A 26724-nucleotide genomic window follows, 5' to 3' on the forward strand; every position below is an offset into this window, starting at 1 on the left:
CAGGCGCGGCGCTGCACCTGGCGGCTCTTGGGTGGACGGGTGCGGGGGCGCCCGGTCGCGGGGGGCGTGACGTCTGTTGTTGCCCTCGGCCTGCCCGGGCTGGACGACACCGGTGACGCACGGCTGCCGTGCCGTCGGGAGGCGGTGGAGGGTGGTCCACAGCACACCAGCCGGACGGCGGTTCGGGCAATCGTCTCCGTGCCCGCCACCCGCCCGCCCATTCCCAAACCGAATAGCGGGCGGCGCCGGTCGGGCCGTACGCGCGGGCGCCGGTTCGCTCGGCGGCCCGCGTCTGCGCAGACCCCGCTGTCCCGTCGGTCCCGGGCTCACCTCCGGCGCCGCGGGCGTAACAGAAATGCCGATTCGGGTTTGGTATGTTCCGAATCGGTAGCGCGGCACAACCGATGACACCGTGGCGGACGAGCGGCACCCGCCCGCGGTACCCGTCACACCACCAGGAGGCCCTCCAGGAGGGCGTGTTCGGCTCGCCGTCGTCAACGCGACGGGTGCGGACACGCACGCTGTCGGACAGCCCCCTGTCGAACTGCCACGGCGGTGGCGACGCCACGGAGACTCCCGCGGGCATGGGCCCGCAGGAGTCTCCGTGGCGTCGCCACCGCCGGATCGGTCAAACGCTCACCGGGTCAGCCGGCCCCGGACGGATCGTGGCCGGTGCCATCGGCCTGGTCGGCAGGGTCGGCAGGGTTGCCGTGATCGCCGTGCCCGGTGTGGTCGGCGCCGCCCGTGATCACCCCGCCGAGCTTCGCGTGCACGAGGTCCGCCGTGGTGTCGGACAGGACGACCACCCACCGGTCACCCACCAGGTACGACCCTCCGTACGCCTCGGCCTCCGACGTCCAGGCCGTCTGGGCCCCGGAGGTCGGGAAGGTGGCGATCCAGACCTCGTCGTCGCCGAGGGTGCACAGCCCCTGGCGGAGGTCGGTGGTGTCGGCCGTGATGTCGGCCGCACAGCCGATCCGCCGGGCCAGGTCCTCCACCGAGGCCCGCGCGGCGTCGGCCGACGCCCGCGGAGGGGCGAGCAACCCTCCTGGACCGCCGACCAGTTCGACGACACCCAGGACGAGCAGGACGGTCAGCGCGAGCCACTGGAAGGTACGACGGACGGTCCTCCGCGGCCGGACGGCCGCCACGGTGGAGTCCCCCGCGGTCACTTGCCGGTCACCGGCTTCCCGGCGGGGTTGATGGCCGACCACAGGTTGTCCTTGCCGTTCCCGTTGGCATCACCGGGGGCGTTGTCGCCCGCGTAGGTGTAGACGGGCTTGCAGTTGACGGACAGCTGCCACGTCCCGTCGGCGCGCTGCATCTTGCCGATCAGCTTCGGGTCGACGCCCTTGACCTGGCTCGGGTCGACGGCGGGCGCCGGCTTCCAGGTCATCGCGCACTGGCCCTCGCAGAGCGAACGCATCGGCCAGGACGGGTCCTTGGCGTACTGGTACAGCGTCATGCCGTTCGCGTCCACCACGATCGAACCGAGCTGCGGGTTGGAGGTCACCGAGACCTGGGCCCCGCCCGGGGCGGGCTGCGCCGGCTGGGGCTTCGGCGCCGCGCCGGTCGGCGTCTCCGACGGATAGGCCGACGCACCGGCGGCCGCGGCGGCCGCCTTCTTGCCGTCGGGCGCCACGGCGAACCAGGTGCCGCCGACGCCCTGCCCCTTGGTGTCGCCGGGCGCGGTGTCCTGCGCGTAGCGGTAGACCGGCCAGCCGCCCAGCGTCAGCTGCTTCGACCCGTCGGCCCGCGTGACCTCGCCGACCGCGCCTGCCTCGATCCCGCTCCCCGTGGTCGTGCCCTCCTTGGCGACCGGCGGCCAGGTCTTGGCACAGCCGTCGTTGCAGTTGGACATCGGGGGCTTGGCCATGTCCTTGTCGAACCGGTAGAGGGTGAAGCCCTGGCCGTCGGTGACCACCGTGCCGAGCGCGGCGTCGTTGCGCACGGTCAGGGCGCCCCCGGTCTGGCCCCCGCCCGCCGACGCCCCGCTGGGCCGGCCGCCGGCGGACGGCGATGCGCCGCCACTGCCGTAGGAGTCGTACGAGCCGTAGGATCCGCCGCCGGCCGGCGCGGCGTCCTGCGCGCCCACCAGCTGGCCCGACCCGGACGGCGTCTTGGCGCTGCTGCTCATGTTGCCCCACAGGGCCATCACCACGAGCCCGACCAGCAGCAGGCAGAGCCCGGCCAGTCCGTATCGCTTCGTCAACATGTTTCTTGCCTTTCCATCGGTGGAATCTGGCCTTCCGTGGATGTGCGCGTCCCCGGTGGTCCGGTCCGGCGTCGAACGCCGGTCCGCGGACACGGGACGTGGGTTTCAGGGTCGATGGCCCTCCGGAATCTCTCGATCGGCCCGCCGCCGCGACGAGCGCCCCGGGCCGCACGGGCGGCGCTCGGGAGGGGGCGGCAGTGCCGGAGTCGCGCCGGCCTCACTGGATCCGCAGCGCGAGGGCGGGACAACGGTCGACGGCCCGTGCCGCCTGGGAGAGCAGCCTCGCGGGTACGGGCATCACGCCCGCGGCGGGGAACCCGTCCGCCCCCAGCCGGATGACGTCGGGCAGGACGCCGGTGCACAGGCCGTGGGCCTCGCAGAGCGTCCAGTCGACCACGATGGTGCCGGCGCTCTCCACCTCCGGCAGGGGCAGGACTCCCTGCGACGGCCGCCCGCACCCTCCCTGGTAGGAGTGCGCGGCCAGGTCGTCGTCGAACACGGCCAGGGACGAAGCCACGAAACGGGCGGCGGCGTCGGGGTGGCTGCACGCGCCCCGCCCGGTGACCGCGCGCATCCCGGCCTGTACCCGGTCCAGTGCGCGCCGGCCACCGCCGCGCACCAGGTCCTCGAGGGCCGCGGTCAGGTCGGGGAGCCCCAGGTAGCAGGGCCCGCACTGGCCGGCCGTCTCGTCCGCCATCCAGCGGGAGATCCTGACGACCTCCCACAGCGGACAGGTCGTCTCCGGCAGCGGCAGGACGGCCCCGGCGCCCAGCGCTCCGCCGAGGCGCTGGAAGGACTGGCGGGACACCACGGCCGCGCGGGCGGCCTCGGGGGTGAGCCACTTCCCGTGGTAGCCGCCGACCAGGACCCCCTGTCCGACGTCCAGGCCGCACGCCGCCAGGACGGCCTCCAGCGGCACTCCGGTGGGGGTCTCCACCACGGTCGAGCCGGCGATCGTGAGCAGCACCGTGCCGGGTTCCTCCGGGGTGCCGATCTCCCGGTAGGGCAGCGCACCCCACCGGGCCGCCACGGCGAGCTGGGCGTACGTCTCGGCGTTGGACAGCAGCGTGGGGGCTCCCCCGACACCGCTGTCGCTGGTGCGCACGCCGCCTCCCCGGGGCAGGGCGATCCCGTTGGTGATGCCACGGGCGAGGGCGCTCCCCTCGCCTGTGACGAACCGTTCGGGCAGCCGCACCACCGTCACCGGCGGCTTCACCGACCGTCGTTCGGCCAGCGCTCGGCGCAGCGACTCCTCGGTGTCGGTCCGCGTGACGCCGATCGCGACCTGTTCCGCGCCGATCGCGGCGGCCGCGATCAGCGCACCGTCCACCACGAGGTGCGGGGTACGCAGGAGCAGCGTGGTGTCCTTCAGGCAACTCGGTTCTCCTTCCGTTCCGTTGACGACCACGACCGGCCTGGTGCGGCGCCGGGCGACCGCCTTGCCGACCGCCCTGAGCTTCCGGGCGAAGGGGAATCCGGCGCCTCCCCGGCCGCGTAGGTCCACGTTCTCGGCCAGCTCGGCCAACTCCTCGGCACGCAGCGCCGGCAGCTGGCCGTGGACCACGAGGTGGGATCGGTAGTCGACCCGCTCCAGGCTCTCCAGGCCGGCGAACAGGACCGGCCGTCCGAACCAGATGACGGGTGGGGGGAAGCCGCTCACCCGTCCTGCCGCCGACGTCCGAGTCCGATGCCGGCCAGCCCCGGTCCGGCAGCCACGCCCCGGCCCACGGTCAGGCCCGGTCCGGCAGCCACGGCCTGCCCCACGGCCGGCCCCGGCCCGGCAGCCATGGTCTGCCCCGCGGCCACCGGAACGCGCGGGACGGCGGACTCGGGGGCCGTGGCCACCGACACGCGCGGGACGGTGACGCCGGGGTCGCCGGCCTCCGGCGGAAGGGGCCGGACGGGGGCCTGGCGCGGGCCGGAACGGTCCTGGAGGCCCAGCCTGAGCGTGAGCGCGACGATCACACCCACGACGGCCACGCCGTACAGCAGCACCACCCAGGAGGGCGCGAGCCGACCCGATTGCAGCCCGTGGACCAGGCCCGCGCCCCACGCCGGGTACGAGCAGAGGTGGATGACCCTCCACCGGCGCGCGTCGCCCGAGCGGGCGAGCCTCCCGCGGGCCGCCCCGGCGAGCGCCACCGCGGGGAAGAGGTAGCCGGCGACGGTCCCCAGTCCGAGGACCAGCGGTCGGGCCGGGTCGGCGAACGGCACGAGGGCCGCGAGCCCGCCGATCTGTCCCACGATCAGCTTCATCCAGACGTGCAGGGCCAGGAAGACGACGCCGGCGACGCCCATCGCACGGTGGACGGTCTGCGCGACCAGCCGGTGGACCGGCCTCAGGATCAGCCGGTCGGTCGCCGCCAGCCCCCACAGGACCGCGGAGGTGAACGAGACGAGCGCGAGCACCCCGACGGCGTACGTCAGGTACGACTGCAGTCTGGGGTCGACCACGATGGCCGTCACGCCCAGGCCCGCCGCCAGCGGCGGCAGGAGCGACCACGGGCTCGGCCGCCTGCGACCGCCCTCCGCGGGCTGGTCGCCCTCGGCCGCCGCGCGCGCCCGGCCGGCCCGCTCGGCGCCCCGTGGCACCGGGCCGAACCGCCGTGACCGCCGCCTCTGCCCTCTCACCATTGCTGAGCCCTCCGGCCTCGTCCTGAACCTGCTGTCGAATCCGATGTCGGGATCCCGGCGCCGGCGGCGCGGGGATCGCGTCCGCTCCCCCGCCCCGGGCCGGGCCCGCCCGTTGCTCTCCGGGAGCCGGCCCCACGAGGTCCGGGCCCGCAGGGCGGTGCGGCCCCGGAGGGGGCGGGTCACCCGCAGCGACGCCCCTGGTTGATGCAGCCGACCATCTGGTCCAGCAGGCCCTTGTTCATGTTGTTGATGAAGTCACCGTGGTCGGTGATCGGGTTGTGCAGCTGCTCGGGGAAGCTGTCGACGGCGTACCGGACCCCGGCCGGCACGTCGTAGGCGACGCGCTCGACCAGTCGGGGAATCGCCTTGAAGTTCTTCGGGCACGCGCCCGAGGCGTTGGAGAAGGCGGTGTGGGTCCGGTGGTTGGCACTGTCGATGTTCCTGCCGTCCCAGCAGTCCGGGAACTTCAGCGTCCGGACGACCCTGCTCCCCTGCGGGCAGATCGGGTACTTGTCGACGACCTGGCGGTTCTCGAACCCGGTGCAGCTCCACGACGCCCGGACGTTCGCCGGCCCGTTGGTGAAGGCCTTGGCGTCACCGGTGATGATGCGCAGGAACCGGGCCATCGGCTGGACGGGGTTCCCGGTGCCGGAGGTGTACGTGATGTCCGCCTCGGCCGGGATGAGGATCCGTCCCACGTTCCGGTCCCGGCCGCCGCCGGGGGCCTTGGCGTCCTTCTCATTGGTGCCGTCGAAGACCCGCAGGACGGGCCAGTAGTACGCCGACTGGTCCCCGTTCGAGCAGGTGGTTCCCGCGGCGGCGAGCTTGGCGTTGGACGAGAACGCGTCCGTGGCCACGTTCCCCACGTAGTCGTGCATGTGGTGCGCCCCGTTGCTCACGCCGGGGGCGACGATCACGTTGTCGGGGTTGAGATGGCGGTTCTCGTTGCGCCCGCACCGGGACGTGAAGGAGCCGGTGGCCGGCCCCTTCCGGGCGGGCGCCGGGACGTTCGGGGAGACGCTGCGGATGTCGACGAACCCGCGTCTGGGGAGGGACTTCGCCTGCGCGGCCGCCCTGGTCTGGGCGACGGTCCCGCCCTCACCGTCCGCGCTGTACCCCTTGGCCGAGTCCTCGACCACCAGATCGTGCCTGATCACGCACCGCGCCATCCCCGAGAGGTCCTGGGGCAGGCCGGCGTCCGGGCCCGCGCTGCCCGACAGCTTCTTCAGGGTCTCCGCGCGCTTGTCGGCGAGGTCGCCCAGCACGCGGTCCTCGGTGTCGCCCGAGCCGGGCGCGGACAGCCGGTTGTACGCGTCCGCCACCTGGACGTCGAGCTCGGCGAGGTTCTTGTCCACCGCGTCCTGGGACGCCTCCGGCACGTCGTTCAGGGCCACCCCGGCGTCGGCGCAGGCGACGGTACCGACCTGCGGGGACGCCGCCGACGGCTCGCTCCAGGGGCGCTGGCCGGCGAAGGCCACCGCCGCGACCGTCCCCACCGCGCCGGTACCCAGGATCCCCGCCAACAGCAGGGCACCGGCCCTTCTCCTCGACGCACCACGTTTACGGGACTTCATGTTCGTCACACTCCTCGGACGTGATCAGGCCTGCCGGGCAGGCCGCGGACAGCCTTCCTCCGGGTGGTCGTCTAGCGGGTCGGTCCGGCGGGCGCCGGAGGGCGGCTCGCGGACGGCGCGCCCGAACCGGTCGGCAGCGGGGTGAGCTTGTCGAAATCGACGAGCCGGGTGTCCTCCAGGACGTTCATGTGGTCGAGCACCGTGTTGTTGGCCGTGTTCGCCAGGTCCCGGATCGTGGAGTTCTGGGTACCGGCGCGCACCTGGGCCACGACCGCGAACACCTGCCCGTGGGCGCTGCGCAGGATGTTCGCGAAGAGTTCCTCGAACTCCCCGCCCTGCGCGGCGTCCAGCTGCTTGAGCCAGCCCTGCTGCTGTGCCGACGGCTCGCTGGGGACGTTCAGGTTCAGGGTCCGGGCGGCGGTCAACACCGCCTGGTCGAGGTCGGTGTGACCCTGGACCAGGTGCTGGCCGGCCACCTTGACCTCGGGGCTGGTGCTCTTCGCGAGGGCCATCCGGCCCGCCGGGATCTCCCACAGCCCGGCCAGCCGCACCCGCTTGACGAAGTCACGGTCGACGGCGGTGAGCGGCCCGGTGGGTGTCTGCACGACTCCTTGGTCGTCGCTCACCGGGGCGCTGCGATAGGCACCGGCCGACTTCGCCACCGGGTACACCAGCGCCGCCGCGGTGAGGATCATCGCGACGATGATCAGCACGGTGGCGAACGACCTCGGAAGGCGGCTCACCAGGGGGAGTCCGTAGGCGGCCGCGGCCGTTCCCGCTGGGCGCTTCTTCCTCAACGATGACATGGGGCTCTTCCTCCCTTGCACCCGGAGGATCAGGGCCGCGCGGAACCCACGGGAACCGGTCCGGGTGGGCCTCGGTGGTCCGCGCGGTGATGACCCACGCGCAGCGGTCCACGGACGGCGCGGCCGACGAGGGGATGACGCGGCAGCACGGGGACGGCTGCCACGAGGGGACGGCCCGGCTCCGAACGCGCGGCGCCGCCCTGAGAGGGACCGGGAGCGGGACCACCGACGGGACGGGACCACGGACGGCATCGCCGGCCGCATCACCGGCAGGTGCGGTCCGCCCCCGTGAGGGCGAGGACGGTCCCGGTGGCGGGCGCCCCGGGTGTCGTGCGTTGCCGGCGCGGGATCGGACGGCGCCGGCGGGCGGGCTTCAGCGTCCCTTCGTCCGGACGTCCCGCTGGGGTCCGGACGTCTGCAGCAGGGACAGCATCCCGGCTCTTCGGCGCAGCCGCGCGTACTCGGACGCCATGACCTGGATCTTCAACGCGAGCAGGAGCTCGAACCTGGCCCGGGGGTCGCGCAGACCGCTGCCGAAGACCTTCTCCAGGTTGCGCAGCCGGTTCCGGACGGCCTGCGGGTGGATGCGGAGCAGGCGGGCGGCCGGGAGCGTGCCGCCGCCCTCCAGCCAGGCGAGCAGCGTCTCCTCCGTCCACTCCCGCTGCTGCGGTGTCATGCCGGCCAGGCGTCCGAGCCACTTGGCCGAGAGGTGGCCCGCCAGCAGCGGGTCCTGGAACAGCATGAGCGTCGCCAGGTTGTCCTCGACGAAGTGGATCCCGCCGGAGGCTCCCTGCGGCACCATCGTCAGCAGCTTGCGGGCCCAGCCGAGCGACACCACCGCGTCCTCGACCGGCACCACCGGGCCCACCACCGCGGTCCGGCCCTCCAGCCAGAGGGCGAGCACCCGGGGCATGCCCGGCAGCGGGTCGGGAATCAGCAGGTGGGACAGGGTTCCCTTGGTGCCGGCGGCGACCTCCGTTCCGGAGAGGCCCGGCGGCGGCGCCCCCGGCAACGAGTACAGCGCCACCGCCTGGACCGTGGTCGGCTCGCCGCGCCGCACCCGGCCGCTGTGGGGGCCCTGGCCGGTGCCGGGCCGTCCCGCCGTGCCGTCGCGGGCCGTCGCGCCGTTGCGGCCCTTCCCGCCGTTCCGACCCGCCGTGCCGTCGCGGCCGGCGGCGCCTCCACGGTTCACCGCATCCCCGTGGCTCACCGTGTCGCCGTGACCGGCGCGCCGGTGTTGCACCGGTTCCCGGCGGCCGACGGCCCCCGGCAGGGCGAGATCACTCACCGCGCCCCCTTTCCCACGACGCCGAGACTCCCGCCGCCGGAACCTCCCGGGAGCCCGCCGACCCGGACGGCCCGGGCCGAACGCGGCCCGACGCGCGGCGACCCGGTGGCCGCCGCTGCGCCCGTGACCCTTTCCAGTACGAAGAGTTCGTACGGAGTCGGCACCGGCGACCTGCTGCCGGAGCATGCTTCCCGCATGGCGGCACCCCTCTCTCTCGAAACCCTCCGGCCCCAACCGGGCCGGACACGTTTAGAGATGGGCCGCAGAAGGTTTCGTCCCGCCGCGTTATCGATCCGTTATCTTCCACACGGCACCCGACACCCCGCACCCACCGCCGGAAGCGCACGCCACAAGGGCCGCAAGTGCACACACCAATGACTCGAAGGCCGCACGGAAAACAGCACTTGACACCACATCGACCCCACGAATCCCTCACAGCCGTACCCGGCCGGGCACTGCCGTCCCTTTTCGAGCACACCTGACACACCATCACCTCAGTGCGGTCGCAACCCGATTGACTCCGGTCAGCGGAGATCACCGCTGGATCACGGAGCGCCGCACTGCGCCCCGGAATCGACGAACGCCGGTCCGGCGCCAACCGATTGTGCCGACCGAACAGGTATTCTCCCGGCTACTTGTAGGCTGTGGCCCCCACCAGGGCATGACAGGAACTGCGGCAGCCTGTCCCGCGGCCCTCAGGCCCGAAATGCCCTGCACCACATCCACGCGATCGGGGCCTTATGCGACTCAATCTGAACCAACTGGCGATCTTCGCGAAGGTCATCGAATGTGGTGGGTTCTCCGCGGCGGCCCAGGTGCTGTTCCTGAGCCAGTCCTCGGTCTCCAAACAGGTGCAGAACCTGGAGACGTCCCTGCGAACCGTCCTGGTCGACCGCTCGGGCCCGAAGATCCGTCCCACCCCGGCAGGCCGGGTCCTGCTCGCCCAGACCAAGGAGATGCTGGCGCTGGCCAACCACGCCGTCGGCGCGGTCCAGGCGGCCGCGCGCTGGCCGATCGAGCGCCTGGTGGTCGGCAGCACGAGCACGGTCGGCGACTACCTGCTGCCGGCGGTGATGCGGGAGCTGCGACGCCGCGAACCCGACGGGCTGTTCACCGTGGTCGTCAACGGCCCCGACTGCCTGGCCGACGCGCTCGAACAGGGCCGGATCGGCGTCGGCGTGGCCGACGGCCCGCTCCCCCCGGGTCGCTACGAGTCGGAGCTGCTCGCCAGCGACGACATGGTGCTGATCTGCGCGTCCGACCACCCGCGGGCCGGGCAGGAGGTCACGCCGGCCGAGCTGTCCACCGAGTCCTTCCTCCTCCTCGAACCGGGTTCCCAGACCCGACGACAGCTACTGGAGCTCCTGCACACCTGGGACCTCGTCGGCGCGCGCACCCTCGACCTCTGGGGAATGGAGAGCATCCGGGAGGCCGTCCGCATCGGCCTCGGCGTCAGCCTGGTCCCTCGACGCTCCGTCCGCTTCGAGCTCCTCCACGGCGTCCTCGCCGAACTCCGCGCCTGCCCCGGCCCGACCCCCCGCACCGTCACCGCCAACTGGACCCTCGCCCGCCCCCTCTCCACCTACGAGGAACTCCTGCTCTCCCTCCTCCACGACGTGGCCGGCACTCCCACCACCCCCCGTCGCCCCGCCGAACTCATCACCGACTGACCCCCCACCGCCCCCCGCCCCACCGCCCGCGGCTGCGCGCCCGGCCCGACGGACCCGCGAACAGCCGCAGCCGCAGCCGCAGCCGCGAGGGTGGAGCTACAGGTGCCGGCGGCAGTGGAGTCGGTGTTCAGCCGGGTGCTCTCAGCCAGGTGCTCGATGCGGCCGCCCCCGCCCCCGGCCGGTGCCCGGGCAGCCCCGCTCCGAAGGACAACAGTCTCGGTGGCCGGTCCGCTCCTGTCAGTCCGTATGGTTCCGGGTTCTGCGCCGCGCGCCGTGTGGCTACCGTCCCAACCGCCCGACACCCGGCGGTCCGGAACGGCCGCCGTCACGCGTCCCTCAGGAGGTCACGTTGACCGCGCACCACCCCACCCGTAGGAGCATCCTCAAGCGGCCCGCCATGATGCGGCCCGACGTCGACGGCGTCATCGACCGCCCGCGCACGGCGTGAGGGGCGCCCCGGTGTTCCCCTCCTCCTCCCGCCGCGCCGCCCGCCGCGCCTCGCGCCTGGCCCTGGCCGCGCTCACCCTGCTGCTGCCGGTCACCGTGCCGTCCGCCCCCGCCGCGGCCGCCGGGTTCACGGCGTCCTGCCCGGCCGGCGGTTACATCTCCCAGGGCTACACCCCGGAGCACAACGGCATCGACATCGCCAACGACTACGGCTCCCCGATCTACGCGGTCGGCGACGGCGAGGTGCTGGTCTCCGGCCCGGCGCAGGGCTACGGCCAGTGGATCCGCATCCTGCACCCGGACGGGACCATCACCGAGTACGGGCACATGCGCGAGCGGGACGTGGCCACCGGCGACCATGTGACGGCCGGTCAACTGATCGCGCAGATGGGCAGCGAGGGCACCTCCAGCGGACCGCACCTGCACCTGCGGGTCTGGGCCGACCCGGACGCGACCGTGCGCACCGACCCGATCCCCTACCTCGCGGAGCGCGGCATCACCATGCCCTGCACTCCGGGAACCGGCCCCCACCCCGCCCCGCTGGTGTACCCGGCGCAGTCCGGCCGGGTGGTGTCCGCGCGTTCGGCGGACGGCCGGCTGGAGGTGTTCGCCGCCGGCGCGAACGGCGTCTCGCACGCCTGGCAGACCGCCGTGAGCGGCGCCTGGTCGGACTGGGAGACCCTCGGCGGCCCCGGCGGCGCGAAGCTGGCCATCGGCCCGAACGCCGACGGCCGCCTCGAAATGTTCGCCCTCAACGGCAACACCTTCCAGCACCGCTACCAACTCCAGCCCTCCGGCGCCTGGTCGAACTGGGAGACCTTCGGCGGCGGCGGCCACGACATCGCCGTCGGCTCCAACCAGGACGGCCGCCTCGAAGTCTTCGCCTCCGGCCCCGCCGGCCTCTTCCACAAGTACCAGACCGCCCCCAACAGCGGCTGGGCCGAATGGGAGCCCACCGGCGGCGGACCCACCGACAGCGAGATCGGACTCGGCAAGGCCCCCGACGGCCGCCTCGAAGTCTTCGCCCTCAACAACGGCACCTTCCAACACCAGTGGCAGACCGCCGTCAACGGCGCCTGGTCCGCATGGGAGACCTTCGGCGGCGGCGGCCACGACCTCACCGTCGACCACAACCAGGACGGCCGCCTCGAAGTCTTCGCCTCCGGCCCCGCCGGCGTCTTCCACAAGTACCAGACCAGCCCGACCACCTGGTCCGACTGGGAAGCCGCCGCCGGCCCCGCCGACTCCCAGCTCACCAGCCAGCCGACCGCGGACGGCCGCGTCGAGGTGTTCGCCATCAACGGCAGCACCGCACAGCACACCTGGCAGACCAACCTGAACGCCCCGTACGGCCCGTGGGACACCTTCGGCGGCGCCGGCACCGAGATCGTCGCGGCGGCCAACGCCGACGGCCGGATCGAGGTGTTCGCCACCAGCAGCGCCGGCGTCCACCACAAGTGGCAGACCGGATTCTCCACCTGGTCCGACTGGGCCTGGCTCAACACCACCGCCGGACCCGCCGTCAGTTGAGGAGCCGTCACATGACCAGCACGCAAAGCGCCCGCCGGGCGCCCTACCGGGTCCTGCTGTCCGCACTCGTCTCGCTCGGCGTGGCGTCGGGCCTGATGACCGGCGCCACGCCCGCGCCGGCCGCCACCGGCAGCGATCTGTGCGCCGAGGTCGGCTACAACGCGGGTTTCCGCGGCGACGCCCTGGTGACCGCGATCGCCGTCGGCCTCGCCGAGTCCAGCTGCAACCCGCTGGCCTCCAACGTCCAGAACAACACGCCGCCGTCCACCGACCGCGGCCTGTGGGAGATCAACAGCTACTGGCACCCCGAGGTCACCGACGCCTGCGCCTACGACGCCCAGTGCAACGCCGACGCGGCCTACCGCATCTCCGGCGGCGGCACCGACTGGCAGCCCTGGTCCACCTACAACCAGGGCGCGCACCTGCGGTACATGGGCGAGGCGCGGGCCGCCGCGGACCGGCTCGGCAACCACGACCCCGGACCGGCGCCGCTGGTGTACCCGGCGCAGTCCGGCCGGGTGGTGTCCGCGCGTTCGGCGGACGGCCGGCTGGAGGTGTTCGCCGCCGGCGCGAACGGCGTCTCGCACGCCTGGCAGACCGCCGTGAGCGGCGCCTGGTCGGACTGGGAGACCCTCGGCGGCCCCGGCGGCGCGAAGCTGGCCATCGGCCCGAACGCCGACGGCCGCCTCGAAATGTTCGCCATCAACGGCAACACCTTCCAGCACCGCTACCAACTCCAGCCCTCCGGCGCCTGGTCGAACTGGGAGACCTTCGGCGGCGGCGGCCACGACATCGCCGTCGGCTCCAACCAGGACGGCCGCCTCGAAGTCTTCGCCTCCGGCCCCGCCGGCCTCTTCCACAAGTACCAGACCGCCCCCAACAGCGGCTGGGCCGAATGGGAGCCCACCGGCGGCGGACCCACCGACAGCGAGATCGGACTCGGCAAGGCCCCCGACGGCCGCCTCGAAGTCTTCGCCCTCAACAACGGCACCTTCCAACACCAGTGGCAGACCGCCGTCAACGGCGCCTGGTCCGCATGGGAGACCTTCGGCGGCGGAGGCCACGACCTCACCGTCGACCACAACCAGGACGGCCGCCTCGAAGTCTTCGCCTCCGGCCCCGCCGGCGTCTTCCACAAGTACCAGACCAGCCCGACCACCTGGTCCGACTGGGAAGCCGCCGCCGGCCCCGCCGACTCCCAGCTCACCAGTGAGCGCGCGCCTGACGGACGGGTGGAGGTGTTCGCCATCAACGGCAGCACCGCGCAGCACGCCTGGCAGACCGGCGTCAACGCCCCGTACGGCCCGTGGGACACCTTCGGCGGCGCCGGCACCGAGATCGTCGCGGCGGCCAACGCCGACGGCCGGATCGAGGTGTTCGCCACCAGCAGCGCCGGCGTCCACCACCGGTGGCAGACCGGGTTCTCCACCTGGTCCGACTGGGCCTGGCTCAACACCACCGCCGGACCCGCCGTCCCCTGACCACACCGGTAGCCCTCCTGGAGCAGAACCATGTCCCCGATCAGCAGGCGCGGCCTGCTGCGGACGGCCGGAGCGGGAGCACTCGTGCTCCCGCTCGCGGGCCGTACCGCCACCCCGGCGTCCGCCGCCGGCACCGGCACCGGCACGCCCCACCTGTGGGTCGGCGCCGGCCCGTTCGGCCAGGTCCACGACCCGTCCACCACGCGCCGCCGCTACTTCAACGACCACACGCTGATCCGGGCCGGCGGGCGCTGGCACCTGTTCAGCATCGTCGGCGACAGTGCGCCGCCCGGGCAGGCCCCCGACAGTTCGGCCGAGGTCGCGCTCGCGCACGCCTCGGCGCCGGACCCGTCCGGGCCGTGGACCGGCCACCCGGACGCGCTGAGCGTCGACACCTCCTACTTCGGGGAGGAGCACCTGTGGGCCCCGCACGTCGTCGAGTCGGGCGGCGTCCACTGGATGTTCTACGCGGCGGGCGGGCGCGCCGGGGCGGCGATCAACGCCGCCACCTCCACCGACCTGTTCACCTGGACCAGGCTGCCGTCCGGGCCGCTGTTCCGGGGGAACGCCGCCCGCGACCCGATGGTGCTGCGGATCGGCGCCGAGTGGGTGATGTACTACACCGAGCTGTCCGCCGTCGACGGCCGGCACCAGGTCTGCTACCGGCGCTCCACCGACCTGCTGACCTGGGGCGTTCCCGGCGTCTCCTTCACCGACGCGGCCACCTCCGCGGACGGCGTCTCCGTCACCGAGTCGCCCTTCGTGGTGGCCCGGGACGGCTGGTACCACCTCTTCATCGGACCGCGGAACGGTTACGAGGGCACCGACGTCCTCGCCTCCCGGGACCCGTTCCGCTTCACCCTCGACGGCTACGCCGGCCATGTGCCGGGCCACGCGGTGGAGGTGGTCACCGACGGGCAGCAGTGGTGGGCGAGCGCCGCCGGCTGGTTCCGGCACGGCCTGTACCTGGCCCCGCTGAGCTGGCAGTCCACCCCGCCGCCCTGGCAGAGCCCGGACAACCCGGTCGCCTCCCCGGACGCACAGGGCCGGCTGAACGTGTTCGCCCTCGACGCGGCCGACCGGTCGATGCTGCGCCGGGTCCAGCTCGACCCGGAGGCCGACACCTGGTCGGACTGGGAGGAGTTCGGCGGCCCGGCCGGCGCGGTGCCCGTGCTGGGGCGCAACGCCGACGGCCGGCTGGAGGTGTTCTCGCTCGCCCCCGGCGGCTCCGGCCTGGACCACCGGGTCCAGCGGACGGACGGCACCTGGTCGGACTGGGAGGTGTTCGGGGGCCCGGCCGGCGCCGCCCCGGCCGTCGCCCGCAACGCCGACGGCCGCCTGGAGGTCTTCGCGCTCGGCCCGGGGGGCACCCTGATCGCCCGTCGCCGCCAGTGGTCGCCCGGCTCGCTCACCTGGGAGGCCTGGGACGCGGGCTTCAGCGGCCCGGTGGGCGCGCCACCGGTCGTCGCCGCCAACGCCGACGGCCGGTTGGAGGTGTTCGTGCTCGCGCCCGGCGGCGCGGAGCTGCTGCACCGCTGGCAGACCTCACCCGGCGGCGCCTGGTCCGCCTGGGAGCACTTCGGCACGCCGGCCGGCGCCGCGCCGCGGGTGGCCCGCGACGGCACCGGGCGGCTGAACGTCACCGCGATCGCCCCGTCCGGCACGGCGGCCTTCCACCGCCGCCAGTCGGTGCCCAGCGGGGGCTGGGACGACTGGCGCCCGCTGCTGGGCTGGTCCACCGCCTCACCGCTGGCGGCCCCCGGCGCGGACGGCCGGCTGGAGGCGCTCACCCTCGCCCCCGGCGGCGACCGGCTCGCCCACCGCTGGCAGTCGGCGCCCGGCGGAGCCTGGGCACCGGACGACGTGCTCGGCGAGGACTTCGGCGAACCGGGACTGCTGCTCGCCGCGCCGCCCTCCGCCGCGGCCGACCCCACCGGGCGCCTGCACGTCTTCGCGGTGGCCGAGGACGGCCGGCTGCGCACCCGCGTCCAGGAGCGGCCCGGCGGCGGCTGGCGGCCGTGGGCCGCCTTCGGCGACCGCCCGGTGGCACCGCTGCGCTCGGGGGCGCCGATGCCCTGACGGCCCGTCCGCCCGCTCGCCCCCATTCCCCGTCAAGTGGCCTGCGCCACCATACGGTTTATTGTCATGCGCAAAGAGGTAACGTTCGTCCGTCTGGCAACGGTCGGCAGGCGAAACGGGGAGCGGTGCGCGGGACGGAGGAACGGTGAGCGGGATTCTCGTCCACCTGCCGGAGGGGAACGGCGACGACGCGGTGACCTTGCGGCTCGGTCCGGGAGAGCGGGCGCGCTTCGGCCGCGGCTCCGCCGGCACGCCGGTGGAGCTCCGGATCGGCGACGAGACGGTCTCCCGGCTCGCCGGCGAGATCCACGCGACCGACGACCACTGGCAGTTGAGCAACCTCAGCAACACCCACGCCTACCTGGTGGAGAACCCGGAGGGCGCCGGCGAGTACCTGCGGGTGCCGCCGCGGCGGATCGGCGCGCCGATTCCGTTCGAGTTCGCCCGGGTGGTGCTGCCCTCGCGGCGTGAGACGCCGCTGTCCTTCCAGGTGTTCGCGCCCGACCACGTCTACCTGGACCCGCACGCCCGCGGCGGCGGCTCCTGGGAGAGCCGCACCATGACGGCGTACTCGCTGGACGAGACCGCCACCTACTTCCTGGTCCTGGTCGCGCTCTGCGAACCGTGGCTGCGCGACCGCTCCCCCGCCGCCGTGCCCACCACCCCCCAGGTGGTCGCGCGGCTGCGCGGCCACCCCGCCTGCGCCCGGCTCACCGCGCGCGCGGTCAGCTCGCACCTCGACTACCTCGCCGACGAGAAGCTCCGCATCGACATGCCCGACGGCGCGGGCCGCGCGGACCGCCGCAGCGGCAAACGCGAGGCCGTCGTGGGGCTCGCCCTGAAGTTCGGCATCGTCCGCGAGGAGCACCTCGCGCTCCTGCCGCGCCCCGAAGCCGCCGAGGCCGGACGGTAGGGAGGGGCGCCGATGGTGCACGACCTGGCCTTCGGCGGGGACGGCGAGGAGCTGCTGCCGCCCGGCCACCGGGTCGGCGAGTGGACCGTCACCGGGCCCATCGGCGAAGGCGGCTGGGCGACCGTCTATGCCGCCCGCCGGGCCGGGGACACCGCCGGTCCGGACGGCCCGGACGGCGCAGGCGGTCCGGCGGGCCCGGACGGCGCAGGCGGTGTGGACGGCACGGTCGCCCTCAAGGTGCTGCCGACCGCCGGGCTCGCCCCCCGCCAGGCCCGCCAGGTCGCCGAAGCCGCCCGCCGCGAAGCCGAGTTGGCCCGCACCGCCCCGCACCCCCGGCTGGTCCGCCTGCTCGACACCCTCTCCCTGGCCGCCCCCGACCACCCCGCGCTCGACGGCGCGATCGTCCTGGTCATGGAACGCGCCCGGTGCACCCTGCGCGACCTGCTCGCCACCGGTGTCGACGAGGCCCAGGGCGGCCGGATCATCGCCGGCATCTGCGAGGGCCTGGCCCACCTGCACCGCTCCGGCTGGGCCCACACCGACCTCAAGCCCGAGAACGTCCTCATCGGCCGGGACGGTGAGGTCCGCCTCTCCGACTTCGGCCTCGCCATCGAACTCACCGGGACCCACGGCCACTCCGCCCCGATGGGCACCCCCGACTACCTCCCGCCGGAACGCTGGAGGGAACCGCTCGGCGAACACGGCGTCAAGGTCCGGACCACCGCCGACATCTGGGCGCTCGGCATCGTGATCCACGAGGTGTTCGCCGCCGGTGTCCCGCCCTTCCCCGGCGCCACCCCCGCCGCCCGCAGCGCGGCCGCCCAGCAGTACGCCGAAGGCCGCGCCGCCCTGCGCCTCTCCCCCGACGTCCCCCCGTTCTGGCGCGCCCTCGTCGCCGACTGCCTCGCCCCGACCCACGCCGCCCGCGCCCCGCACACCGCCGAAAGCCTGCTCGCCCGCATCCGCGCGCGCCGGCCCGGCCGCCGCCACCGCGGCCCACGACCGCGCACCGCCCTGCTCGCCCTCGCCACCTGCGCCACGGCCGCCGCCACCGCTCTCTGGCCGAACCCCGGCCCGGCCGCGCACCCCGCCCGCATCCGGGTCTTCAACGCCGAACGCGGCTGCCAGGACCGCACCGACCGCGACCCGCAGTGCAGCCTCGGCCTCGCCGTCGACCCCCTGCGCCCCTACACCGCCGAGAACGTCATCCCCACGCGCGTCTGGCACAACGACACCCTCGACGCCGACTGCCAACTCCCCACCGGTCTCCCCGTCATCGACGAAGAGGACCGCGCCTCCACCCTCTGGTACCGCATCCACCTTCCCGGCCCCGTCACCGCCTGGCTCCCGGCCGTCCGCACCAGGGACCGCCCCACCCTCCTCCACTGCCCCTGACCACCGCCGGGAGCCCCGGGGCGGACCGGAGCCGGCGGGCCTGTCCGGGGCGAGGAGGTGATCACCCGCGTGCGCCGGTCCACCGGGGACCGTCGCGCGCGCTCCTCCGGATCGTTCCGGATTCCCCGCCCCGCACGGCCGCTACTACCTTGTCGACGGCCGCCGGACCGGCCGGCCCGGAATGCAGGGAGCAGCGATGCCGACGACCGCCACCACCAGCCGGCCGAGCGCCGCCGTTCTCGGGCACCAGGAACGCAGGGTGCTCCACGCGGTCGGCTGCGGCCTGAAGGACGACGAGATCGCCGCCGCCCTCGCCATCCCCGAGGACGCCGTGGCCGGACACCTCGCGCGGATCCTGGTGAAGCTCGGGCTGCGCGACCGGGCCGCCGCCATCGTGCACGCCTTCGACTGCGGAGTGATCGCCCCGGGCTGCGGCCCCCGCACGCAGGTGGTGGGACCGGTCCTGCGGAGCGCCGCCGGCCGGGCGGCCGGGCCGAGGGTGCGGATCTCCGTACTCGGACCGGTGCGGGCATGGCAGGACGGGCGCGCCCTGGACCTGGGGCACCTGCGCCAGCAGGCCGTCCTGGCGGCGCTGGCGCTGCGCGGGGGTCGGACGGTCAGCCAGCAGGAACTGCTCGACGGGGTGTGGGGGTTGGAGGCGCCCGTCACGAACGTGGTGCCGGTCCACATCTACCGGCTGCGCAAGACCCTGCGCTTCGGGGACAGCCCGGACTCGGTGATCGAGCACGACCGGTGTGGCTACCGTCTGGTCGCCGGCGCGGCCGAAGTGGACCTGGCGCGTATGGAGGACCTGGCCACCGACGCCGGGACGGCCCATCGGGCGGGCGACCCGGCCGAGGCGGTCCGCCTCTGTTCCCAGGCGCTGGACCTCTTCCGCGGGGAGGTCCTGGCCGGCGTGCCCGGCCCGCTCGCCGAGCTGGAGCGGGTGCGGCTCGCCGAGCGCAGGATCACCGTCGCACAGCGGAAGTCGGAGTGGCAGCTGCACCTGGGCCGCTACTCCGAGGCGATCGCCGGGCTGTTCGCCCTGTCCGCGGAGCACCCCCTGAACGAGCAGGTGGCCGCGATGCTGATGCGTGCGCTGTACCGCGGCGGCCGGCAGGCCGACGCCCTGGCCGTGTTCGACCGCACCCGCCGCCGTCTGGCCGACGACCTGGGGGTTCCGCCGAGTCGGATGCTGCGGCAGACGTGCCGGATGATTCTGCGCGGGGACGAGGCCGGCCTCGGCCTCACCGGAGCCACGCCGTGACCGGGCCGGCTCCGGCCGCTCGGGGCGCCCGGCCGGAGCCGCCCGGTGACCGGCCGGACGGGCGGGGCGGTCCGTCCGGCCGGCCGCGGCGCACTCTCACATCGTCCCCGGCCGGCACCGGCCGATCACCACCTGTCCGTGGACGGATGCTCCCGGCCACGGACGGGTGGTGAAGGGATGCGGCCACGGGCCCGGCCGACGGGCGTCCCGTGACTACCAGGGGTACCAGGCGCCGTTGTACCACTGCTCGTTGGCGCTGTCGTTGTGGTGATCCATGTTGAAGTCTTCGGGGTAGTTCTTGACGTGGTTGTTCGGGTAGGTCCAGATGCCCGCGGACTCGTCGCAGACGTAGTCCCAGTGGCAGATCGTCTTGACGGGCACGTTGCCGAAGAACCTGTCGGCACCGGCGAGCGGGGCGCCGATGATGCCGCCGAACGGCACGGCTCCGCCGTTGGCACCGGGAGGGCCCTGGCGCTTGGGGTCAGCGACGAGGATGGCGTTGACGTTGTCGAACGTCTGCCAGTTCTCGGTGACCCAGGTGTGCACCACCCCGGCTCCCAGGGAGTACCCGGCCATCTTGACGTGCTGGCCCGGACACACCGCGCGTTGGTCCCGGACCAGCCGGTTCAGCTCGTTGACGCCGGCCCGCGCGCTCGCACCGTTGGGGATCTGGGTGGGATACCCGACGTGCTGCTGGATGTTGCCGTAGAAGCCGTCGTTGTTCCACGAGCTGCCGGTGCCCCCGACGACGATCGTGTAGGTACCCTCGCACGGAGCGGCCACGCGTGCGGCGGCCCCCTGTGCCGTGGCTCCCTGAGCCGCCGTGAGCCCGATCGTCAACAGGAGTCCGGCTGACGCGGCCGCGATCCTTCGTGCTCGCATTCGATCCTCCTCATGCAGGTGGCCTGCGCGTCTGCTCCGATGCGGTACGCGGTCGGCCGAGGTCACCGGACCACCGTGGCAGCGGTCGATGACATCCCGATGACGTCCGCCGTCCGGGCCGGCCCCCGGCCCCGGCCCCCCGGCCGCCGCGTTCACCGCAGCCGGGCTACGGTCACCGGGCTCACCGCAACCGGAGCCGGCCGCGAGGACGGGCGCGGGGGCAGGGCAGGTCAGCGGGCCGGCTCCGGCGGCCAGGCGCCGGCCGCCAGGACGCCGGTGGCGTAGGCGCGGGCCACCAGCGCGGTGCGGTTGGGCAGGTGCCACCGCCGGCTGAGCCGGGCGAGGTGGTAGTTGACGCCGTCCGGGGTGAGGCCGATCTCCTTGGCGATCTGGGTGGTGGTGGCGCCCCGGGCGGCTGCGGCGAGGATCCGGGCCTCGACCGGGCTGACCTCGGGGCGGGCGCCGGCCGGCGGGGTGACGGGCCGGCCGGCGGGTTCGTCCAGCCGGCGGAGGGAGAGCAGCAGGTTCGGGGTCTCCTCCGGGGCGTCGCTGACCAGGTCGACGGTCATCTCGCCGTGCCGTTCGGTGCCGTCGACGGCCGACCAGGAGACCCGGGCCGGGTACCGCGAGCGGCGGTGCAGCCGGACGGCCTCGGTGAGCGCCTGCAGGGTGGCACTGTCCCGGAGGGCGAAGAACTCGAGGATCTTGCGGTTCCGCAACTGCCCCGGCAGCAGACCGAATTCGGCGGCCAGGGCGCGGTTGACGATCAGGATCCGGCCGCCGAACTCGCACACCGCGATGGGCATCGGCACGTGGTCCAGCAGGCGCAGGGCCCGGTTGCGCCAGATCACCGCAGGATCCTGCCGGCTGTCCGCCGGCGGACCGCAGCCGTCGGTCGGTCGCATGTGCAGCTCTCCTTACCGTGGCAGCGGATGGTGCATCAGATCCGACGGTTCGTGGGCAAGCCTCCGGATGGTGCTGCTACTACACAATCATGTAGTGATCGGTCGTGGGCATCCTCCGCGGCGGGCCCAGAGTGGAAGGCGGCCAGAACGTTCCTGACACGGAAGGCGATTCACCGATGACCGAGACCTTGACCGAGACCATGAACGTCCCCCTGGTGGACATCTCGTCGGCGCCTCCCGTCGCCGCTCCCGTCCTGCGGACCATGGAGCTGGCCAGACAGCACGGCCCCGCCTTCGTCCAGCGGCTGCACGGACTCGACACCCTGATCGTCGGCAGCCTGGACCTGGTCACCGAGCTGGCCGACGAGGAGCGCTTCACCAAGTCGGTCGGTCCGGCGCTGGAGAACGTCCGCGAGTTCACCGGGGACGGCCTGTTCACCGCGTACAACGAGGAGCCGAACTGGGCCAGGGCGCACGACATCCTGGTGCCCGCCTTCGCGCTCGGCTCGATGCACACCTACCACCCGGTGATGCTGCGGGTGGCCCGTCGGCTGATCGACTCCTGGGACCGCCGGGCGGCCGCCGGGCTGACGGTGGACGTGCCCGGCGACATGACCCGGATGACGCTGGACACCATCGGGCTGGCCGGGTTCGGCTTCGACTTCGGCTCCTTCGAACGGGACGAGCCGCACCCGTTCGTGGAGGCGATGGTGCGCTGTCTGGAGTGGGCGATGACCAGGCTCACCCGCTCACCGGACCTCGACCACGGCGAACGCGACGCGGCGTTCCGGCTGGACGCCGGCTACCTGGCCTCGGTGGTGGACGAGGTGATCGCCGCCCGCGCCGGGGGCGGCGACCAGGGCCCGGCCGAGGACCTGCTCGGTCTGATGCTGGGCGCGGTGCACCCCGCCGACGGCACCCGGCTGGACACCGGGAACATCCGCAACCAGGTGATCACCTTCCTGATCGCCGGTCACGAGACCACCTCGGGCGCACTGTCCTTCGCGCTGTACTACCTCGTCAAGCACCCGTCCGTGCTCCGGCAGGTCCAGCAGGAGGTGGACGCGCTCTGGGGCGACCAGGCCTCTCCGGAGCCTTCGTACGAGGACGTCGGACGGCTGCGGTACACCCGCCAGGTGCTCAACGAGGCGCTGCGGCTGTGGCCGACGGCGCCCGCCTTCAGCCGGGAGGCGCGGGAGGACACCCTGCTCGGCGGCCGGATCCCGGTCCGCGCCGGGGAGCCCGTCCTGGTGGCGACCACCATGCTGCACCGCGACGCCGCCTGGGGCGACAACCCGGAGCTGTTCGACCCCTCCAGGTTCGACCCCGAGCCGGAGGCGGCCCGCTCGCCGCACGCCTTCAAGCCCTTCGGCACCGGCGAACGCGCCTGTATCGGCCGGCAGTTCGCGCTGCACGAGGCCACCATGCTGCTGGCGATGCTGGTCCACCGCTACCGGCTGATCGACCACGCGGACTACCGGCTGACCATCAAGCAGACGCTCACCATCAAGCCCGACGACTTCACCCTCGCCCTCGCGCCGCGCACGCCCGCTCCCCCGGCGGCCGTCCCGGACGCGCCGGCCGCCCACAGCGCCGGGGAGCTGCCCGGGCGGGTCCGCCACGGGACCGGGCTGCTGCTCCTGCACGGTTCCAACTACGGCGCCTGCCGGGAGTTCACCCGGCAGCTGGCGGAGGCGGCCGCCGAACTCGGCTGCGACACCGCGATCGCCCCGCTCGACGCGTACGCGGGCGGGCTGCCCACCGACCGTCCGGTGGTGATCACGGCCGCCTCGTACAACGGGCAGCCGACGGACGACGCGGCCGCCTTCGTCGGCCGCCTCCTGGAGGCGGCCGACCACGAGGCCGACGGGGTCGAGTACGCGGTGCTCGGCATCGGCGACCGGACGTACGCGGCCACCTACCAGCGCGTCCCGGCCCTGATCGACGACCGGCTCGCCGCCCTCGGCGGCGCCCGGCTGCTCGGCCGCGGCGAGGCCGACGTCTCCGGTGACCTGGCCGGTACGGTGCGGGCCTTCACCACGGCGCTGCGCACGGTCCTCCTGGAGCGGTACGGGGACGCCGGCGCTCCCGCCGTGCGGCCGAAGGAGGCGGCGTACACGGTGACCGAGGTGGCCGGTGGCCCGCTGGACGCCCTGGCCGCCCGGCACGACATGGCCGAGCTGACCGTGACCGCGGTCGGCAGCCTCACCGACCCCGCCTATCACCGGGTGAAGCGCCTGGTCCGGCTGGCCCTGCCCGCGGGCGTCGGCCACCGGACGGCCGACCACCTCACCGTGCTCCCGGCCAATGACCCGGCCCTGGTCGAGCGCGCGGCCAAGCTGCTGGGCGCCGATCCGGAGACCGTGCTCAACATCGTGGCGCACCGGCGCACCGGTCTCGCCGTGGACCGGCCGCTGACCATCCGCGAACTGCTCACGCACCACGTCGAGTTGCAGGACCGTCCGACGGCCGGCCAGCGCGCCGAACTGGCCGCACTCAACCCGTGCCCGCCCGAGCGGGCGGCCCTGCGGGGCGTGTCCGACGACGACCCTCGCACGCTGCTGGACCTGGTCGAGGACCACCCGGCCCTGCGGGAGAGCCTGACCTGGCCGGTGCTGCTGGAGCTGCTGCCGCCGATCAGGCCCCGGCACTACTCGATCTCCTCGTCGCCCTCCGGCACCGGCGAGGTCGAGCTGATGGTCTCCGTGCTCAGCGCCCCCGCCCGCTCGGGCCGGGGCACCTTCCGGGGCACCGGCTCCGGCTACCTCGGCCGGGTGGCCGTCGGGGACACCGTGCTGGCGCGGGTCCAGCCGTGCCGGGAGGTCTTCCGGATCGGCCACCGGACGCCGGTGATCATGGTGGCGGCCGGCACCGGTCTGGCACCCTTCCGTGGCGCCGTCGCCGACCGCCGCGCGCTGCTCACCGAGGGAGCCGACCTCGCCCCGGCGCTGCTGTACTTCGGTTGCGACGCCCCGGACGCCGACTACCTGCACCGGGACGAGCTGGAGGCGGCCGACCGGGCCGGCGCCGTCTCGATGCGGCCCGCCTTCAGCGAGCGGCCGGTCGACGGGCAGCGCTTCGTCCAGGACCGCATCGCGGCCGAGGCGGCGGAGGTGTGGGAGTTGCTCGCCGCCGACGCGGAGGTGTACGTGTGCGGCGACGGCGCCCGGATGGCCCCGGGCGTCAGGGCGGCGTTCCGGGAGCTGTACCGGCGCCGGACGCCGGGGGCCGATGAGCAGCAGGCCCGGGCCTGGCTCCAGCACCTGGTCGAGGCGGGGCGTTACGTCGAGGACGTCTACGCGGGCTGAGGCGCACCGGGCCGACGTCCACACGGGCTGACGTCCACGCGGGCGCGGCGGCCACCCGGGCGCCGCCGCGCCGAGGGCCGGCTCCTCCGGCCACCCGACGGTCTCAGTCGCCGTCGATGAGCCGCTGCAGCGCGGGGGCGTAGAGGTCCGCCAGCCGCGCGGGCGTCGCGCGGTTGCCCGCGCCCGGGCGGTGCAGGCTCAGTGTCGCTCCGAGGCCGAGCAGCAGGCCGGCGATCAGCTCGGCACGCAGCTCGGCGTCCGGTCCCGGCAGCGAGGCGGCGAGGCGGTCCGTCACCTGGTGGCGGAAGCGCTCGCGCAGCAACGTCCGCTCGTCCTCGTTGCCGAGCGAGAACACCACGCGCAACAGCGGGTCGCCGCGCAGTTCCCGGCGCAGCCGGACCATGGTCAGCACCAGGTGGCGGCCCAGCCCGGCAGGCTCGGCGGCGAGCAGCTCGTCCGCCGCGGGCCGGAAGTCGGCGACGGTGTTGAACAGTTGCTCCTTGCTGCCGAAGCGCTTCACGATCAGCGAAGGGCTGACGCCCGCGTCGGCCGCTATCCCCCGCATGGTGACGTCGGCGTAGGGGCGCAGCGTGAAGGCCCGGCGGGCGGCGCGCAGGATCGCGTCGCGCCCGGTCCCCTGCTCGGGGCCGGGGCCGGCGTCGGCCTCCGCGTCGGCGTTCGGCTCGGCCGCGCCGGTCTCGTCGGCGGTGGTCATGTGCTCTCCTGGGCCGGGGCCGCGCGGGTCGTCACCTCGACCGTACCGGGTGCGGCGGAGCCGGGGCGCGCCGTCCGGCCCGGGGGCAGGAAGAGCGTCGCGACCAGTGCGGCGGCGGCCATGGCGGCCGCGATCAGGAAGATCAGCAGATAGGCGTGCAGGGTGGGGGCGGTGTGCCCGTCGACGGTGAAGGTGACGTGGGCGAGCACGGCGGTGACCACCGCGCTGCAGCAGGCCTGCCCGACCGAGCGCATCAGCGTGTTCAGCCCGTTCGCCGCGCCGGTCTCGCCGACCGGCACGGCGCGCATCACCAGCGCGGGCAGCGCCGAGTACGCGATGGCGGTGCCGGAGGAGACGACCGTGGCGCCGGCCACGATCAGCCAGAGGCTGTGGCTGGTGAAGAAGCGCACCAGGTAGCCGACCACCATGACGGCCGCCGCGAGGGCGAGCGTCGTCCTCGGTCCGTACTTCGCGGAGGTCTTGGCGGAGACCGGGGACAGCGCCACCATCGCCAGGCCGCCCGGCAGCAGGCAGAGCCCGCCCACCACGATCGAGGCGCCGAGTCCGTAGCCGGTCGACCTGGGCTCCTGCACCATCTGGGCGGTGACGAGGGAGTTCGCGTAGAACGCGAAGCCGATGAGCATCGCGGCGACGTTGGTCAGCAGTACGGCGGGCCGGGCCGAGACCCTCAGGTCGACCATCGGCGAGGAGGTGCGGAGTTCGTAGCGGCCCCAGCCCAGCCCGAGCAGCACCGATCCGCCGAGCAGGCCGAGGGTGCGCGGCGAGGTCCAGCCCCAGCCGGCGCCCTGGGTGATCGCGAGCAGCAGGCCGACGAGCACGGCGCCGAGGCCGAGGGTGCCGAGGAGGTCGAAGCGCCCGCGTGAGCGCAGGGGCGACTCCGGGACGATCCGGAGCACCAGCGCGATGTCCGCCAGGCCGAGCGCCGCGGAGGCCCAGAACATGGTGTGCCAGTCGAAGTTCTCGACGACCAGCGCCGCCACGGGCAGGCCCACGGCGGCGCCGATGCCGAGGGTGGAGCTCATCAGGGCGATGGACGGCAGCACGCGCTCGGGCGGCAGTTCGTCGCGGATGATGCTGATTCCGAGCGGGATGACGGCGAGGGCCGCGCCCTGGAGCGCCCGGCCGGCGATCAGCACGCCGATCTGCGAGCTCACGGCGCACAGGACGGAGCCGGCGGTGAGCACGCCCAGCGAGGCGAGCAGCACGCGGCGCTTGCCGTACATGTCACCGACCCGGCCGAGCACGGGGGTGAAGACCGCGCCGGTCAGCAGGGTGACGGTGACCAGCCAGCCGGCCGCGCCCGGCGAGCTGCCGGTCAGGGCGGGCACGTGCGGGAGCAGCGGGACGACCAGGGTCTGCATGACGGCGACGACGACACCGCAGAAGGCGAGGACCGGCACGATCAAACGGGCCCGCGACGCCCGCGCGGACGGGGGAAGGGCCGGGGAGGGCTGGCCTGGCTCGGCCGTCACCGGGGTCGTCATGCTGCTCCAGACACTGCTCCGCCAAGGGGTGCACACGTGTTCACCCGCCCCAGGGTAAACGCTTGTGCACCCCCCTGTCCCACCCTTCGCCTCCCCCCGGCGGCGGGCCG

19 protein-coding genes are annotated in these 26724 nt (G+C 74.1%); 8 read left to right on the forward strand and 11 right to left on the reverse strand.

Annotation, left to right across the window (positions count from 1 at the left end):
- Window positions 1–644: 644 nt before the first annotated feature.
- From ACZ3YO_RS21600 to ACZ3YO_RS21630, 7 genes are all read right to left on the reverse strand, one after another.
- Window positions 645–1172, reverse strand: a complete 528-nt coding sequence (locus ACZ3YO_RS21600) for a hypothetical protein (RefSeq protein WP_465571569.1) — start codon at window positions 1170–1172, stop codon at window positions 645–647.
- Complete coding sequence (locus ACZ3YO_RS21605; RefSeq protein WP_465571571.1) at window positions 1169–2215, reverse strand: SCO0930 family lipoprotein; 1047 nt, start codon at window positions 2213–2215, stop codon at window positions 1169–1171. Before ACZ3YO_RS21605 ends, ACZ3YO_RS21600 begins: the two co-directional genes overlap by 4 nt.
- Before the next feature lie 217 nt (window positions 2216–2432).
- The gene (locus tag ACZ3YO_RS21610) at window positions 2433–3875 is read right to left on the reverse strand and encodes an NADH-ubiquinone oxidoreductase-F iron-sulfur binding region domain-containing protein (protein WP_465571574.1); all 1443 of its coding nucleotides are present in this window, start codon (window positions 3873–3875) and stop codon (window positions 2433–2435) included.
- A complete protein-coding gene (locus tag ACZ3YO_RS21615; protein ID WP_465571577.1) occupies window positions 3872–4807 on the reverse strand; it encodes a hypothetical protein in 936 nt (311 codons plus the stop codon). The genes ACZ3YO_RS21610 and ACZ3YO_RS21615 overlap by 4 nt, the downstream gene beginning before the upstream one ends.
- Window positions 4808–5028: 221 nt before the next feature.
- Window positions 5029–6423 carry a DUF1996 domain-containing protein gene (locus tag ACZ3YO_RS21620; RefSeq protein ID WP_465571580.1) on the reverse strand — a complete coding sequence of 465 codons (1395 nt, stop codon included), beginning with the start codon at window positions 6421–6423 and terminating at the stop codon, window positions 5029–5031.
- A 71-nt stretch (window positions 6424–6494) separates the two neighbouring features.
- Complete coding sequence (locus ACZ3YO_RS21625; RefSeq protein ID WP_465571583.1) at window positions 6495–7229, reverse strand: DUF4142 domain-containing protein; 735 nt, start codon at window positions 7227–7229, stop codon at window positions 6495–6497.
- A 373-nt stretch (window positions 7230–7602) separates the two neighbouring features.
- Entirely contained in the window at window positions 7603–8421 is an 819-nt protein-coding gene (locus ACZ3YO_RS21630; RefSeq protein WP_465571585.1) for a helix-turn-helix domain-containing protein, read from the reverse strand.
- Window positions 8422–9257: 836 nt separating this feature from the next.
- Here ACZ3YO_RS21630 and ACZ3YO_RS21635 point away from each other — a divergent pair.
- From ACZ3YO_RS21635 to ACZ3YO_RS21665, 7 genes are all read left to right on the forward strand, one after another.
- Window positions 9258–10187 (forward strand): LysR family transcriptional regulator, encoded by a 930-nt coding sequence (locus ACZ3YO_RS21635; RefSeq protein ID WP_465571588.1) that lies wholly within the window; start codon window positions 9258–9260, stop codon window positions 10185–10187.
- 459 nt (window positions 10188–10646) lie between these two features.
- Window positions 10647–12164 carry a DUF8189 domain-containing protein gene (locus tag ACZ3YO_RS21640; RefSeq protein WP_465571591.1) on the forward strand — a complete coding sequence of 506 codons (1518 nt, stop codon included), beginning with the start codon at window positions 10647–10649 and terminating at the stop codon, window positions 12162–12164.
- 11 nt (window positions 12165–12175) lie between these two features.
- Window positions 12176–13645 (forward strand): DUF8189 domain-containing protein, encoded by a 1470-nt coding sequence (locus ACZ3YO_RS21645; RefSeq protein ID WP_465571593.1) that lies wholly within the window; start codon window positions 12176–12178, stop codon window positions 13643–13645.
- 30 nt (window positions 13646–13675) lie between these two features.
- Entirely contained in the window at window positions 13676–15724 is a 2049-nt protein-coding gene (locus ACZ3YO_RS21650; protein WP_465571596.1) for a DUF8189 domain-containing protein, read from the forward strand.
- A gap of 145 nt (window positions 15725–15869) precedes the next feature.
- Window positions 15870–16637, forward strand: coding sequence for a serine/threonine protein kinase (locus tag ACZ3YO_RS21655; RefSeq protein WP_405358860.1), 768 nt, complete (start codon window positions 15870–15872; stop codon window positions 16635–16637).
- A gap of 12 nt (window positions 16638–16649) precedes the next feature.
- Window positions 16650–18032 (forward strand): serine/threonine-protein kinase, encoded by a 1383-nt coding sequence (locus tag ACZ3YO_RS21660; RefSeq protein WP_465571598.1) that lies wholly within the window; start codon window positions 16650–16652, stop codon window positions 18030–18032.
- A gap of 196 nt (window positions 18033–18228) precedes the next feature.
- The gene (locus ACZ3YO_RS21665) at window positions 18229–19299 is read left to right on the forward strand and encodes an AfsR/SARP family transcriptional regulator (protein WP_465571601.1); all 1071 of its coding nucleotides are present in this window, start codon (window positions 18229–18231) and stop codon (window positions 19297–19299) included.
- A gap of 213 nt (window positions 19300–19512) precedes the next feature.
- On the opposite strand, the gene ACZ3YO_RS21670 is transcribed toward ACZ3YO_RS21665, so the two are convergent.
- Window positions 19513–20181 carry a cutinase family protein gene (locus ACZ3YO_RS21670; protein WP_465571603.1) on the reverse strand — a complete coding sequence of 223 codons (669 nt, stop codon included), beginning with the start codon at window positions 20179–20181 and terminating at the stop codon, window positions 19513–19515.
- A 230-nt stretch (window positions 20182–20411) separates the two neighbouring features.
- On the reverse strand, window positions 20412–21086 hold the full coding sequence (locus ACZ3YO_RS21675; RefSeq protein WP_465571606.1) for a LuxR C-terminal-related transcriptional regulator: 675 nt from the start codon (window positions 21084–21086) through the stop codon (window positions 20412–20414).
- 176 nt (window positions 21087–21262) lie between these two features.
- On the opposite strand from ACZ3YO_RS21675, the gene ACZ3YO_RS21680 reads away from it, so the two are divergent.
- Window positions 21263–24394 carry a cytochrome P450 gene (locus ACZ3YO_RS21680; protein WP_465571609.1) on the forward strand — a complete coding sequence of 1044 codons (3132 nt, stop codon included), beginning with the start codon at window positions 21263–21265 and terminating at the stop codon, window positions 24392–24394.
- A 103-nt stretch (window positions 24395–24497) separates the two neighbouring features.
- Here ACZ3YO_RS21680 and ACZ3YO_RS21685 read toward each other — a convergent pair whose 3' ends face one another.
- Window positions 24498–25109: a TetR/AcrR family transcriptional regulator gene (locus tag ACZ3YO_RS21685; protein WP_465571611.1), complete on the reverse strand. Its 612-nt coding sequence runs from the start codon at window positions 25107–25109 to the stop codon at window positions 24498–24500.
- Entirely contained in the window at window positions 25106–26614 is a 1509-nt protein-coding gene (locus ACZ3YO_RS21690) for an MFS transporter (protein WP_465571614.1), read from the reverse strand. Before ACZ3YO_RS21690 ends, ACZ3YO_RS21685 begins: the two co-directional genes overlap by 4 nt.
- Window positions 26615–26724 lie beyond the last annotated feature (110 nt).

The sequence above is a fragment of the Kitasatospora sp. NPDC022785 genome, from assembly GCF_055561295.1.

Excerpts from the sequence above, each read along its gene's own strand:
- ACZ3YO_RS21605 (WP_465571571.1), bottom strand. The coding sequence starts at position 2,215 with ATGTTGACGAAGCGATACGGACTGGCCGGGCTCTGCCTGCTGCTGGTC.
- ACZ3YO_RS21620 (WP_465571580.1), bottom strand. The coding sequence starts at position 6,423 with ATGAAGTCCCGTAAACGTGGTGCGTCGAGGAGAAGGGCCGGTGCCCTG.
- ACZ3YO_RS21625 (WP_465571583.1), bottom strand. The coding sequence starts at position 7,229 with ATGTCATCGTTGAGGAAGAAGCGCCCAGCGGGAACGGCCGCGGCCGCC.
- ACZ3YO_RS21635 (WP_465571588.1), top strand. The coding sequence starts at position 9,258 with ATGCGACTCAATCTGAACCAACTGGCGATCTTCGCGAAGGTCATCGAA.
- ACZ3YO_RS21645 (WP_465571593.1), top strand. The coding sequence starts at position 12,176 with ATGACCAGCACGCAAAGCGCCCGCCGGGCGCCCTACCGGGTCCTGCTG.
- ACZ3YO_RS21650 (WP_465571596.1), top strand. The coding sequence starts at position 13,676 with ATGTCCCCGATCAGCAGGCGCGGCCTGCTGCGGACGGCCGGAGCGGGA.
- ACZ3YO_RS21660 (WP_465571598.1), top strand. The coding sequence starts at position 16,650 with ATGGTGCACGACCTGGCCTTCGGCGGGGACGGCGAGGAGCTGCTGCCG.
- ACZ3YO_RS21665 (WP_465571601.1), top strand. The coding sequence starts at position 18,229 with ATGCCGACGACCGCCACCACCAGCCGGCCGAGCGCCGCCGTTCTCGGG.
- ACZ3YO_RS21670 (WP_465571603.1), bottom strand. The coding sequence starts at position 20,181 with ATGCGAGCACGAAGGATCGCGGCCGCGTCAGCCGGACTCCTGTTGACG.
- ACZ3YO_RS21675 (WP_465571606.1), bottom strand. The coding sequence starts at position 21,086 with ATGCGACCGACCGACGGCTGCGGTCCGCCGGCGGACAGCCGGCAGGAT.
- ACZ3YO_RS21680 (WP_465571609.1), top strand. The coding sequence starts at position 21,263 with ATGACCGAGACCTTGACCGAGACCATGAACGTCCCCCTGGTGGACATC.
- ACZ3YO_RS21685 (WP_465571611.1), bottom strand. The coding sequence starts at position 25,109 with ATGACCACCGCCGACGAGACCGGCGCGGCCGAGCCGAACGCCGACGCG.
- ACZ3YO_RS21690 (WP_465571614.1), bottom strand. The coding sequence starts at position 26,614 with ATGACGACCCCGGTGACGGCCGAGCCAGGCCAGCCCTCCCCGGCCCTT.